This is a genomic window from Paraburkholderia sp. A3BS-1L (assembly GCF_051125215.1).
In the GTDB taxonomy this organism is placed as follows: domain Bacteria; phylum Pseudomonadota; class Gammaproteobacteria; order Burkholderiales; family Burkholderiaceae; genus Paraburkholderia.
The window spans coordinates 533,187-545,580 of the sequence record NZ_CP120445.1 but is presented as its reverse complement, the minus strand read 5'-3'; the positions used below and the strand labels follow the sequence as shown (position 1 = coordinate 545,580).

Sequence of the window (12,394 nt, the reverse complement as noted above, 5' to 3'; positions counted from 1 at the left end):
CTGGCTCTTTCGTGGCTCTTTCGTGGCTCTAATGGCGTTGCAATGTTCTGCCGCGGCGCTTCGAAGGTTCGTCCCTGAGGCCGTCTTGCGAACCGGGGGCTTTGTTGTCGACAGAGGTTAGGGCGCTTGTGCGTGGTGAGAATCGTCAATACGGACTAGTTGGTTCCCCTCAGTGTCGGGAACGTGGCCGCGCCGCGTGCGCTTACCGGTGCTTATGCCTGACCGAGCGCCTTGCCCGCTTCGGTGGCCGCGAGAAAGGCGGGCACCTCGCCGCCGCCTTCGAGCACGAGATTCGATCCCGATGCATACGACGCATGCGCGGAAGCGAGAAAGAGGCAGGCATTGGCCACGTCCGTGGGCGTGGCGAGGCGCCTTGCGGGCACGGTGGCCGCCGCTGCGTGCAAACCCGCTTCGCCTACGTGGTCCGCTGTGGCGGCATCGGTGTGCACGAGGCTCGGGCTCACCGCCGCCACGCGCACCTTGGGCGCCCATTCGACGGCGAGCGAGCGCACGGCGTTGATCACGCCGGCTTTCGCGGCCCCATAGGCGGCTGTGCCGGGCGAAGGCCGCAGGCCGCTCACGCTGCCCACGAAAAGCAGCACGCCGCCTTCGGCCTGGCGCTGCATCACGGCGTTGGCGCGCTGTGCGAGCCACAGCGGCGCAATCAGGTTCAGCCGGATCACCGACTCCGTGAAGCGCGGCGACGCCTGCGCGGCGAGCGCGAACGGCGCGCCGCCCGCGTTGCTCACGACCACGTCGAGCCGGCCGGTCTCGGCCTCGATGCGCGCGATGAGCGCGTCGATGGCGTCGATGTCGCGCACGTCGGCGGCGAGCGCGCGCAGCGGCGGCGTAGTGGGGGTATCGGCGTCCGTGCTGTTGTCGGTGAGGTGGTTTGTGTGGGCGTCCGCGTTTTCCGACACGCTGCGTCCGCAGACGTAGACGGTCGCGCCCGCGCGCTGGAACGCCTGCGCGATCGCCGCGCCGATGCCCCGCGTGCCGCCTGTCACGAGCACGGTCTTGCCGCTGAAATCAAAGGGTGCCATGGGCCTCGTCTCCTGAATGCGCCGATCGGCGCCGATATGGGCGGGTAAGTGTCGAGGCGATGGTAGGGGAAATGCCGGGGCGTTTCTTAGTCTGAAAAGACGATGCGGCGCACGTTCGCGCCCCCGATGATCGGCATGAGAACAGGAGACAAGCGCATGACGACAACGCCGAACATCGCTCTACCCGCCGGCACCATCGGATCTTTCACCGATGTGCCGAGCGGCCTGAGGCTGCATCATTTCGAAGCCGGCAGCGGCGAGCCCGTGGTGTTCATCCACGGCAGCGGCCCCGGCGCGAGCGGCCTTAGCAACTTTCGCCATAATTACGCGCCCATCGCGGCGGCGGGCCACCGCGTCATCGTGGTTGACCTGCCGGGCTACGGCGCGTCGTCAAAGCCCGCCGACGCCGAATACACGCTCGACTTCTTCGTCGCGGCGCTGCGCGAGCAACTCGTGGCGCTGGGCGCGGGCCGCGCCACGCTGCTCGGCAATTCGCTGGGCGGCGCGATTGCGCTGAAATACGCGCTCGATTATCCGGACGACGTGGAGGCGCTCATCATGATGGCGCCCGGCGGCGTGGAGGAGCGCGAGACCTACTTTCGCATGGAAGGCATCCAGAAGATGGTGTCGCTCTTCACCAATCGTCAGATGAACCGGCAGACCATGCGCTATCTGCTGGAACTGCTGGTGCACGATCGCGCGCTCGTGACGGACGCGCTCGTGGAGGAGCGCCTGAAGGTCTGCGAAACGCAGCCGCCCGAAGTGCTTTCGACCATGCGCGTGCCCAACCTCACGGAGCGCCTCGTGGAATTGCGCTGCCCGGTGCTGGGCTTCTGGGGCACGCAGGACCGCTTCAATCCGGTGAGCGGCGCGATGCAGTTTCTCGAGCAATGCGAGGACGCGCGCTTCGTGCTGATGAATCGCTGCGGGCATTGGGTGATGGTGGAGCACCGCGAATACTTCAATCGCGAATGCGTGGATTTTCTCGCCGATCTGCGCAAGGGCGCCGGTCACGCGGAACGCACGAGCAAGACACGAGACAAGGAGACGACATGAGCAACACGCTCGCACAGCAACTCTTCGACCTCAGCGGCAAGGTCGCCGCGATCACGGGTTCCGCGCGCGGCATTGGCGCGCAGACCGCACGCACGCTCGCCTCGGCGGGTGCGGCCATTGCGGTGCTCGATGTGTTGCCGGAAGGCGAGGCGCTTGCGGCCGAGATCGTCGCGGCGGGCGGCAAGGCCCATTTCTGGCGGCTCGACGTGACGCAGGAAGTGGACGTGCAGCGCGTGTTCGGCGAGATCGTCGCGCGCTTCGGCCGGCTCGATGTGCTGGTGAACAATGCGGGCATCGAAGGCGCGAACGTGCCCACGCACGAGATCACGCTCGAGCAGTGGCGTCAGGTGATGGACGTGAATGTGACGGGTGTATTCCTGTGCACCAAGTACGCGATTCCAGCCATGCAGCAGGCGGGCGGCGGCTCGATTGTGAATGTCTCGTCGATGTACGGGCTCGTGGGCGGGCCGGACGTGCCTGCGTATCACGCCTCGAAGGGCGCCGTGCGCCTGATGGCGAAGACCGACGCGATGCTTTACGCCGCGAAGAACATTCGCGCGAATTCGGTGCATCCGGGTTACATTCGCACGCCGCTGCTCGAGGAGGCGTTCCGGAAGATCGGTGACCCCGACCAGATTTTCGGGCAATTGGCGCAGGCCGTGCCGCTCGCGAAGATCGGCGACCCGCAGGACATCGCGTCGGGCATCCTGTATCTCGTCTCGCCGGCGGGCCGTTATGTGACCGGCGCGGAACTCGTGATCGACGGCGGCTATACCGCGCGCTAGGAGGCTGCACGATGAGCGACACCGAACACATGAAGGCGCGCCTGCGCGAATACGTGGAGGCGTTCAACGCGAACGACGCGGCGCGCGTCACTGCGCTGTTCGCCGACAATGCCACGGTCGAAGACCCCGTGGGCTCGCCGCTCAAGCGCGGGCGCGCGGAGATCGACGCATTCTATGGCCACGCCACCACGGTGGGCGCGCGGCTCGAACTGGTTGCGCCGCCGCGCGGCTCGCATGCGAACGCGGCCACCATCACGTTCAAGGTGCATATCGCGGGCGCGGATGGCCCGGCGCATATCGACGTGACCGATGTGATGGAGTTCGATGCGCACGGCAAGATCGTGAGCATGCGCGCCTACTGGGGCGCGGATGACTATCACCGCGCGAGCGCGTCTTGAGTTCGTTCTGAGCAGGTGAACGGCGGCGTGCGCAGGAGATCTGCGGCCCGCCCGTTCCGCCCGCTTACTCTTCCATCAAGCGCGCGCGCACCTTCTTGCCCTTCAACTTCCCCGCGTTGAGCTTGCTCACCGCCTTGCGCGCGATGCTGCGCTCGACGGCCACGTAGGTCGAAAAATCCGTGACGTTGATCTTGCCGATCTGCGCGCCGCTGAAGCCGGCTTCGCCGGTGAGCGCGCCCAGCACGTCGCCGGGGCGGATCTTGTCCTTGCGTCCGCCGAGAATCTGCACGGTTTCCATCGGCGGCAGCAAGGGCGCGTCGCTGGCGGGCGTGAGCGACGCGAGCGGCTGCCATTCGACTTCGCGCTTGAGCGCCTGCTCGATGCCGCCCACGCGGCCCATTTCGTTCATGCTCGCGAGGCTCAGCGCCCAGCCGTCCTGGTCCGCGCGCCCGGTGCGGCCGATGCGGTGCACGTAGACCTCGGGGTCGGGCGTGACATCGACGTTGATCACGGCTTCGAGCTGCGCAATGTCGAGACCGCGCGCGGCCACGTCGGTGGCCACCAGCACGGAACAGCTGCGGTTCGCGAACTGGATCAGCACCTGGTCGCGCTCGCGCTGATCGAGCTCGCCGTGCAGCGCGAGCGCATGAAAGCCCTGCGCACGCAGCACATCGAGCAGATCGCGGCATTGCTGCTTGGTGTTGCAGAACGCGATCGTGCTCACGGGCCGGTAGTGGTTCAGCAGCATGCCTACTGCGTGCAGGCGCTCGTCGTCGCTGACTTCATAGAAGCGCTGGCGGATCTTGCTGTCGTCGTGATGCTCTTCGAGCTTCACTTCCTTGGGATTGCGAAGGAATTGCTGGCTCAGCTTCGCGATGCCTTCGGGGTAGGTGGCCGAGAACAGCAGCGTCTGGCGCTCCTTGGGGCATTGGCGCGCGACCTTGGCGATGTCGTCGAAGAAACCCATGTCGAGCATGCGGTCCGCTTCGTCGAGCACGAGCGTGTTGAGCGCGTCGAGCGAGAGGATGCCGCGCTCGAGGTGATCCATGATGCGCCCCGGCGTGCCGACGATGATGTGCGCGCCGTGCTCGAGGCTTGCCGTCTGCGGCTTCATGGGCGTGCCGCCGCACAGCGTGAGCACCTTGATGTTTTCTTCGGCGCGCGCGAGCCGGCGGATTTCCTGAGCGACCTGATCGGCCAGTTCGCGCGTGGGGCAGAGGATCATCGCCTGCACGTCGAGCCGGCGCGCATCGAGCTTCGCGAGCAGCGCGAGCGAAAAGGCGGCGGTCTTGCCGCTGCCGGTCTTGGCCTGGGCGATGAGGTCGTGGCCCGCGAGCGCGATCGGCAGGCTGGCGGCCTGGATGGGCGTCATCTCGACATAGCCGAGCCGCGTGAGGTTCTCGAGCGCGGCGGGCGCGAGCGCAAGCGCGCTGAAGGGCGTGGCGGTGGGTGTGTTCGTCATTCGTGGTCTCGCCCCCGGGGGCAGATGCGGCGCGGCGTTCGCCCGGAGGGCGCGGCGCGGCGGGGATGGATCGGGCTGCGATGGCGGCATCGCGCGTGGCGCAATTCTAGCCGATGCGTGCGGGAGGGCGTTCCGTTTGTGGAAGGTCAAGGGGATGGATTTTTTTGGCGGCTTGATGCGCCGCGAATCAGGGCGCCAGCCGGATTTAGGAATTTTCGTGTTTCAGGATAAAAATAGCGTATAGAGGATAGATGCCGGGCAACTCTACACAACAGGGGCATCGCAATGACGAACCGCTTCGAACACACCGTCGCGCAGATCAACCATGCTTCATCGGCCGCCGATTACGAAACCGATGCACCGTGCGCCGCACGATCCCGGCCCAGCGGGGGCAAACGGCGCGATCGCTCGAGTAGCGCCGGCAATCACAAAACAAAATTGACCCGCACATGGACCACGCAAGAGATTGCGCTGCTCGGCACACTGTCCGATGCCCGGGTGGCGGAGCGAATCGGCGGCGTTTCATTTTCGACTGTGCAAAAGAAACGGCGGGAATTGGGCATTCCGCCTGCCGCGCCCGCGCATCTGTCGTGGCCGCCGGAGCATATCGCCTTGCTCGGCGTATTGGACGATGCCGAATTGGCGCGGCTCACTGGCCGCTCGACAAGGGCTGTCAATCAGAAGCGCAACAAGCTCGGCATTCCCGCTGCATGCAGGCCGGCATGAGCGCGCACACCGTTTTCCCGGGGTCGCCCCGATCACCCGCGCGAATGTTGCGCGCCCACCTCTTCGAGATCGAGGTCGCGCTCGATCATATGCAGCATCGCATCGTCGATGAGCCCCGCGCGGTGCAGGCGCAACACTTCCGCGCGGCCCGCGCTCACGGCGGCAAGCACGACGTCGTAATGCGCGGTGCGCACATCGTTCGGCAGTGCGGGTGCGCTCTCGAGCGTGCGCGACAGATTGGCCCGATACGTGTACTGCTCCAGCAGACGCGGGTGAATCACGCTGCCGTCCGGCCCGTGCACGAGCGGCTGGATGGCCTCAAGCTGCACTGCGAGCAGCCTTGCCCATGCTTGCGGCTCGGTGAGGTAGCGGGCGTTGGCGTCTTCGTCCTGCAGCGGTTTGACGAGCCGGATCAGCGGGCCGATGGTGAGGCCTTGCAGCAGCACCGTGAAGAGAATCACCGCGAACGCCGCGAACAGGATGAGATCGCGCCCGGGCAAGGATTCGGGCAGCGTGAGCGCGATGGCCAGCGTGACCACGCCGCGCATGCCGGCCCAGCTCACTACGGCGGCCGAGCGCAAATCGGCGGCCGCGATGCGGCGTGGCGCAAAGCGATGCACCAGCACGCGGATCGTCTCCAGCCCGAACGCCCACACGCAGCGCGACAGCACGACCGCCGCAACGATGGCGAGCGCGGCCGGGCCGAGTTGCGCGAACGCCTCGCCCGCGCCGCCGAGCCGGTGGATCACGCCGCGCAGCGATAGGCCGATCAGCACGAACACCAGCGCTTCGAGCACGAACACGAGCACCTCCCAGAACGCCGTGCCGCGCATGCGCACGCGCGCGGAGAACACCTCGTGCTGATGCCAGCCCAGATACATGCCGCACGTGACGGTGGCGATCACGCTCGATACGCCGGCCATTTCGCCGGCGATGTAGCTGAACCACGCGGCGCTGACGCTGGCGGTAATGATCAGATAGTCGTCGTCGAGCAGCCGCAGCAGGTTGATGGTGAGATAGCCGACGAACCACCCGATGGCGATGCCGCCTAGCGCGAGTCCCGAGAAGCTCAGCACGGCGCCCGACGTGCTGAACGCGCCCGTGAGCGCAGCGGCCACGGCGAGGCGGAACAGCACGAGGCCCGCCGCGTCGTTGAGCAGGCTTTCGCCTTCGAGCAGCACCATCAGGCGGCGCGGCAGCGCGAGGCGTTCGAGCACGGCTTTCGCGGCCACGGCGTCGGGCGGCGAGACCACTGCGCCCAGCGCGAAGCACACGGCCCACGGCAACCCGGGCGCCATCCAGTGCGCGACGAGGCCGACAGCCCAGGTGGTGAACGCCACGGCGCCAATCGCGTACAGCAGGATGGGTGTGATATGCCGCTTGAAGTCGGCCCAGACGAAAAAATAGGCGCCGTTCATCAGGAGCGGCGGCAGGAACACGATGAGGACGAGGTCGGGATCGATGACGACGGGCGGCAGCCCCGGTGCGAACGCCATCGCTGCGCCGCCCACCAGCAGCGCCGCGGCGGGCGGCAGGCGCAGGCGTTTGGCAAGCAGCTCCAGCGCGATGATGGCGATGAGCGAAAGCAGCACGAGCTTGAATGCCGAGACTGCCGACATGGTGTCCCCTGTGAAATGCCGGATCGATTCGATCGATTCAATGGATCGGCGAGGCGGCTTCAGCCTTCGGCAAGCACCTGCTTGATGGCATTCTCGAATGTTTCGACGGGCTGGCCGCCGCTCACCAGATACTTCTGGTTGAGGATGATGGCCGGCACCGACTGGATGCCCATCGCCTGCGCGTGCTGTTCTTCCGCGCGCACTTCGTCGGCATAGGCGCCGCTTTGCAGCACGGTGCGCGCCTCGTCGGCGTTCAGTCCCACCGATTGCGCGGCCTGAACCAGCATGTCGTGGTCGCTCGTGTCCTTGCCTTCGCCGTGATAGGCGCGCAGCAGCGCGAGCTTGAGCGGCAACTGCTTGCCCCGAAGGCTGGCCCAATGCAGCAGGCGATGCGCGTCGAAAGTGTTGTAGACGCGCGTGCGCGGCCCGAACGTGAAGCCCACGCTGGCGCCGCGCTCGCGAATCGCCTCCTGCGTTTGCGCGATCTGCTCCGGCGTGCGGCCGTATTTCTTGCCGAGGTAATCGACGATGGTTTCGCCGCCCGGCCCCATATCCGGATTCAGTTCGAAGGGGTGGACGGCGAGCGTGGCGTCGACGGTGTCGTGCAGATTCTTCAGCGCCTGGAGCAGCGAGGACAGGCCGATCGCGCACCAGGGGCAGGCGATATCGGAGACAAAGTCGATTTGCAGCGCTTGTTTCATGGCGTTTCCGAGGGAGGGGAGGACGTATGCGCAGGATTCTCGCACGTCCTCGCCGACCATGATGCAAGCCGCGCCGCTCGCGCGAGCGCCTAAGCGTTCACATCGACGACGAGCCTGCCGCGCACGCGCCCTTCGAGCAAATCGCTCGCGGCCGGAATGGCGTCGGCCAGACCGATCTCGCGCGTGATGGTGTCGAGCGCGTTCAGATCGAGTGTTTCGGCCAGCGCCTGCCACGCTTGCTGGCGCTCGGCGAAGGGGCGCGTCACGCTGTTGATGCCGATGAGGCTCACGCCGCGCAGGATGAACGGCGCAACCGTGGCCGGCAAGTCCATGCCTTGCGCGAGGCCGCAGGCCGCCACGGCGCCATCGGCGCGCAGACTCGCGCACACGTTCGCGAGCGTATGGCCGCCGACCGAATCGACGGCCGCTGCCCAGCGTTCCTTTTGCAGCGGCTTGCCCGGCTCGGCAAGCGTCGCGCGGTCGATGACCTCGGCCGCGCCCAACTGCTGCAGATACGCGGCTTCCTGAAGCTTGCCGGTCGAGGCCACCACGCGATAGCCGCGCCGTGCCAGCAGCGTAATCGCGAAGCTCCCGACGCCGCCGCTCGCGCCGGTCACGAGCACGTCGCCATGGTCCGGGGCGATCCCGTAGCGTTCGAGCGCGAGAATGCAAAGCATCGCGGTATAGCCAGCCGTGCCGATCGCCATGGTCTGGCGCGCGCTCAGGCCACGCGGCAGCGGAATCAGCCAGTCGCCTTGCACGCGGGCCTTTTGCGCAAGACCGCCCCAGTGCTGCTCGCCCACGCCCCAGCCGTTGAGCACGACCGTATCGCCCACGGCATAGCGCGGGTCGGCGCTTTGCGCGACGGTGCCGGCGAAATCGATGCCCGGGACCATGGGAAAGCTGCGCACGACCGGGCTCTTGCCGGTGATCGCGAGCCCGTCCTTGTAGTTAAGCGTGCTGTATTGCACGTCGACGAGAACATCCGCGTCGGGCAGGCGCGATTCGTCGAGTTCGGCAACGCGCGCCGCGTATGATCCGGATTCCTTATCAATCAGAATGGCTTTGAACATGAGGGCCTCGGTGATGAAATGAAAGAGAAAAAGGGCGCGGGGCGAAGCGTTTCGTTGATCCGCTACCGCGTGGCATTCAGTCCGGCGATGAAACCCCGGAAAAACGTATCGAGCGGCGCGGCGTTGCGCACGAGTCGCGCGCGCAGCACCGCACCTTCCCAGCCGATCCAGAAGAATGCGGCCTGGGCGTCGAGATCGGTCGGCTTCGGAATCGCGCCTTCGCGTCGCGCCTCGCGCAGGCACGCGACCACGCGCGCCTGCCAGCCTTGCAGCACGCCTTCCAGGCGCTCGCGAAAGTCTTCGGGAAGCACGTCGACCTCCACCCCCAGGTTCCCGACGAGGCAGCCTCGCGTGAAGTCATGACGCGCCATGCCCGACTTCGCGTCTTCAACGAATGCGCCGAGCCGCTCCAGCGCGGGACGCGTTGCATCGAGCAGCCAGTGGTCGAGCTTCGCGCAGAAGTAGCGATCGTAAGCGGCCATGAGGTCGCGGCCGAAAGCTTCCTTGCTCTCGAAGTAGTGATAGAACGAGCCCTTCGGAATGCCGGCGCGCTTGAGCATGGCGTCGAGTCCGGTGGCGGCGAAGCTTTGCCCGGTCAGCATTTCCAGGCCCGCGCGAATCAGCAGATCGCGCGTGTCGGCATGAGCGCGCGGGTCTTTCGGCGGGCGGCCGCGGCGCGGCTTGACGGTCGGAGCATTCATGAACGCGATATTAGACCGATCGTCTCAAAAATTCAATGCCTGCGTTTCAGGGCGTCCACCTGTGCACCACTACACTGCTGCCGTTGTAATTGTCCTTCGTAATCACGTACTGGCCCGTCGAAGTCAAATACGCACGCAGGCCATACATCGAATCCACGTCGTTGCCCACATCCATGGCGCCGGGATTTGCATTGATCAGCGTGGTGACCTGCTGGCCTGTCGTGAGATCGAATACGTCGACATTCGGCACGGTGTGCACATAGCCGACGAACAGATAATTGCCCGCTGCCGCCATCGACTTGGGATTGGCGCTGGTGAGGTTGATGACCGGTCCTGGCGTGCGATTGCCCGCACCCCAGCCGTGATACACCTCGATATGGCCGTTCATGGCGGTCCAGTCCCAGCTTCCGGCCACCCCTTGCGCGAGGATCATCGTGTCGCTTTCTGGCTGATAGACGATGCGCGTGATCGGCCGCGCGCTCACGGGCGTCGAAATGGTGATGGCGGGACCCCATGAGGGTTTGCCAGTGCCGTCGAAACCGGTGAGCGGGTAATGGTAAATGTGGTTCGTGCGGTCGAGCCCGGCCCACACGTCGCCCTTGCTGTCGATGCAGAAGCCGCCCGTGACGGAGATCGTCGTCTTGAACAGCGGGCCGGGCAATGAACCGTCGGGAATCGCGATGTAGCCGCTTGCGGGATTGAAGTGGAAGAAGTAGAAGATCGCGGGATTCTGCCCCGACGCCACGAGAATGCGGTTGCCGCCCACCGAGACGAGCTGGCCGAAGTGCTCGTCGCGTTGCGTGTCGTTCATGTTCAGGCGCGGATCGTTCGGGTAGGTGAACGGATCCACCGTATTGGCGACGAAGGTGCCGCCCGCCGTGCCCGTGAAGATCGCCGTGCCGGTGTAGAACAGCGCGGCGTCGGTGGCCGGATCGGGCGCGGCTACGCCTTCGAAGTTCAGCGCCTGGAGCTTCCAGAGCAGATTGCTGTTGGGATCGTAGGCGTGAATGTCGGTGCCGCCGTTGCGGCCGAGGTCCCATGCGCCGCCCCACGGATTGTTGAGCACATAAAGGTTGCCGGCCGTGTCCTTGCCAATGCCCGTGATGCGCGTGAAGCGTTTGGCGCCTACCTGCCCCCTGGTGCCAGTCGTGGTGTCGAGGTAGCCGCCCGTCACACCGAAGGTGCCCGTGAGCGTGGGCGTGCCCGCGAGGCTATAGAGCTTGATGTTCATGTCGGGGCCTTCGTCGCCCACCATCAGCAGTCCTGTGGATGCATCGAAGTAGAGCGCGCAGGGCTGCGCGCCCGCCGGCATCTGGATCGTCTGCAATTGCGCGCCCGCGGGGCTGAATTCCACGATCGTTCCCGCGCCCTTCTGCGCGACCCAGACGTTGCCCGCGCTGTCGAGCGCGAGCGCGCCCGGGCTCGCGATGGGGATGTCGCGCTGCCATGCGCCGTCGGTCGTGAAGACGCGCACGCGGTTGCCGGGGAAGTCGCTCGCGTAGAGCAGCGCGTTTTGCGTGGCCAGGCCTGTGATGACATCGGCGCGGCTGACCGATGTCGATGCGCTCACGCTGATGGTGAGGTCGCGCTGGCCGCTCGCGCGGTTGTAGCGTCCGACCGTGCCGCTGCCGTAGGCGGTGCCGGCCTGCATGGCCGCGAAGATCGAGGTGGCGTTGCCGGTGATGGCGCCGCCCTGGAATTCGTTATGCAGGCCGATCGAGCCGATGCTCTTGCCGTTCTGATAGATGGCCATGCCGCCTTCGTTCTCGTCCCAGAACGATGCGGTGTAAATGACGCCTTCGGGCGCGACCCACATCGAGCGTGCGCCATTGCCCACATGTGCCGCGAGTGTGCCGTAGGTGTTGGCGAGCCAGTCGGTGGTGTATTGCTGCGCCTGTGCGTCAGGGGCGAGCGCGGCGGCGGACGCGGCAAAAATGGCGGCCGACAGCAGCGCGCCAAGGTGCTTTTTGTTCTTCTTCATGAAAAAACTCCGGATACAACGAGTTCGAATGTCGTCGACGGGCTGGGCTTGCCGGCTGCGACAGGGCAATGCGCGATGCATGTTGCTTAACGAAATCAGCGGCACTGGCTCATGTTTCTAAATATTCGTGTCACTGGTTTTAATCGGCGGCTGGATTTTTTTCCTTTAATCGATCGGAGCGGCGACGGGGTGCGTGCGCAATTGACGTGCCCGGGCCGAAGGCGAAACCAGGAAAGGCATGCGGCCGGACGTAGGGAATATTCCGGGGTTATCAACGGGATTTAACTCATTGGACATGCGCGGATTTTTTATTGCATTTCGTTTACGCCAATTTTTCGCGTGAAGAAATGTTGGCGGACCGATGCTCCGGCGCGGGCCGTTTCGATGCAGAATGCTTGTTTTTGGCAGGTCCGGCCATAGGTATGGAATCCATGTCTGAAAACAGGGACAGCAAGCCAGTGAAAACGGAATTCGTCGAAGCGAGCAGCGCCCGCCCGGACCTGCTTTGCTACCTTGTGGCCATCGCCGCGTCGTCTTACGCGTTGACTCAGGAATGGCGCGTCGATCACGTCGTCTCGTGCTGCCGCGAATGGCTGCAAAAGGGCGGCCTGACGATGCATTGGCTCGATCGCGTTCGCCTTGGCCAGCTGGCGCTCAAGATCGCAAGCCGCGATCTGCTTGGCGCGGGTATTGCCGTGCGGCTTTCCAGCGTCTCGGTGCTGTTTACGAATGAAATGGAGCTCAACGAGGCGTCGACCATGGTGCAGCGCATGATGTCGCTGTGCCAGGCCCAGCTCTGAATTTGTGGCTTTCGCAAAACGCCACGTGCCGCGAAACAGCAGCAAGCCG

At 65.4% G+C, this 12,394-nt stretch carries 12 protein-coding genes; 5 read left to right on the top strand and 7 right to left on the bottom strand.

Annotation, left to right across the window (positions count from 1 at the left end):
- Positions 1-212: 212 nt before the first annotated feature.
- The gene (locus P5W99_RS33195; RefSeq protein WP_421028086.1) at positions 213-1,043 is read right to left on the bottom strand and encodes an SDR family oxidoreductase; all 831 of its coding nucleotides are present in this window, start codon (positions 1,041-1,043) and stop codon (positions 213-215) included.
- Between the two features lie 156 nt (positions 1,044-1,199).
- Between P5W99_RS33195 and P5W99_RS33190 the strand changes: the two genes are divergently transcribed.
- From P5W99_RS33190 to P5W99_RS33180, 3 genes are read left to right on the top strand one after another with little or no spacing between them, the layout of a single operon-like run.
- Positions 1,200-2,099 carry an alpha/beta fold hydrolase gene (locus P5W99_RS33190; RefSeq protein WP_421028085.1) on the top strand — a complete coding sequence of 300 codons (900 nt, stop codon included), beginning with the start codon at positions 1,200-1,202 and terminating at the stop codon, positions 2,097-2,099.
- Positions 2,096-2,884, top strand: coding sequence for an SDR family NAD(P)-dependent oxidoreductase (locus P5W99_RS33185; RefSeq protein WP_421028084.1), 789 nt, complete (start codon positions 2,096-2,098; stop codon positions 2,882-2,884). Before P5W99_RS33190 ends, P5W99_RS33185 begins: the two co-directional genes overlap by 4 nt.
- Positions 2,885-2,895: 11 nt before the next feature.
- Complete coding sequence (locus tag P5W99_RS33180) at positions 2,896-3,282, top strand: nuclear transport factor 2 family protein (protein WP_421028083.1); 387 nt, start codon at positions 2,896-2,898, stop codon at positions 3,280-3,282.
- 64 nt (positions 3,283-3,346) lie between these two features.
- Here the strand turns inward: P5W99_RS33180 and dbpA are convergent, their stop codons facing one another.
- The gene (dbpA, locus tag P5W99_RS33175) at positions 3,347-4,744 is read right to left on the bottom strand and encodes an ATP-dependent RNA helicase DbpA (protein WP_421028082.1); all 1,398 of its coding nucleotides are present in this window, start codon (positions 4,742-4,744) and stop codon (positions 3,347-3,349) included.
- Between the two features lie 285 nt (positions 4,745-5,029).
- On the opposite strand from dbpA, the gene P5W99_RS33170 reads away from it, so the two are divergent.
- A complete protein-coding gene (locus tag P5W99_RS33170; protein ID WP_434665497.1) occupies positions 5,030-5,470 on the top strand; it encodes a hypothetical protein in 441 nt (146 codons plus the stop codon).
- 32 nt (positions 5,471-5,502) lie between these two features.
- Here P5W99_RS33170 and P5W99_RS33165 read toward each other — a convergent pair whose 3' ends face one another.
- The 5 genes from P5W99_RS33165 to P5W99_RS33145 form a co-directional block, all read right to left on the bottom strand.
- Positions 5,503-7,089, bottom strand: coding sequence for a Na+/H+ antiporter (locus tag P5W99_RS33165; RefSeq protein WP_434665494.1), 1,587 nt, complete (start codon positions 7,087-7,089; stop codon positions 5,503-5,505).
- A 59-nt stretch (positions 7,090-7,148) separates the two neighbouring features.
- The gene (locus P5W99_RS33160; protein WP_421028079.1) at positions 7,149-7,790 is read right to left on the bottom strand and encodes a DsbA family oxidoreductase; all 642 of its coding nucleotides are present in this window, start codon (positions 7,788-7,790) and stop codon (positions 7,149-7,151) included.
- A gap of 89 nt (positions 7,791-7,879) precedes the next feature.
- Positions 7,880-8,863: an acrylyl-CoA reductase (NADPH) gene (gene acuI / locus P5W99_RS33155; RefSeq protein WP_421028078.1), complete on the bottom strand. Its 984-nt coding sequence runs from the start codon at positions 8,861-8,863 to the stop codon at positions 7,880-7,882.
- A gap of 62 nt (positions 8,864-8,925) precedes the next feature.
- Positions 8,926-9,564 carry an acrylate utilization transcriptional regulator AcuR gene (acuR, locus tag P5W99_RS33150; protein WP_421028077.1) on the bottom strand — a complete coding sequence of 213 codons (639 nt, stop codon included), beginning with the start codon at positions 9,562-9,564 and terminating at the stop codon, positions 8,926-8,928.
- A 46-nt stretch (positions 9,565-9,610) separates the two neighbouring features.
- Complete coding sequence (locus tag P5W99_RS33145; protein WP_421028076.1) at positions 9,611-11,545, bottom strand: SMP-30/gluconolactonase/LRE family protein; 1,935 nt, start codon at positions 11,543-11,545, stop codon at positions 9,611-9,613.
- A 431-nt stretch (positions 11,546-11,976) separates the two neighbouring features.
- Between P5W99_RS33145 and P5W99_RS33140 the strand changes: the two genes are divergently transcribed.
- On the top strand, positions 11,977-12,345 hold the full coding sequence (locus P5W99_RS33140; protein WP_421028753.1) for a hypothetical protein: 369 nt from the start codon (positions 11,977-11,979) through the stop codon (positions 12,343-12,345).
- Positions 12,346-12,394 lie beyond the last annotated feature (49 nt).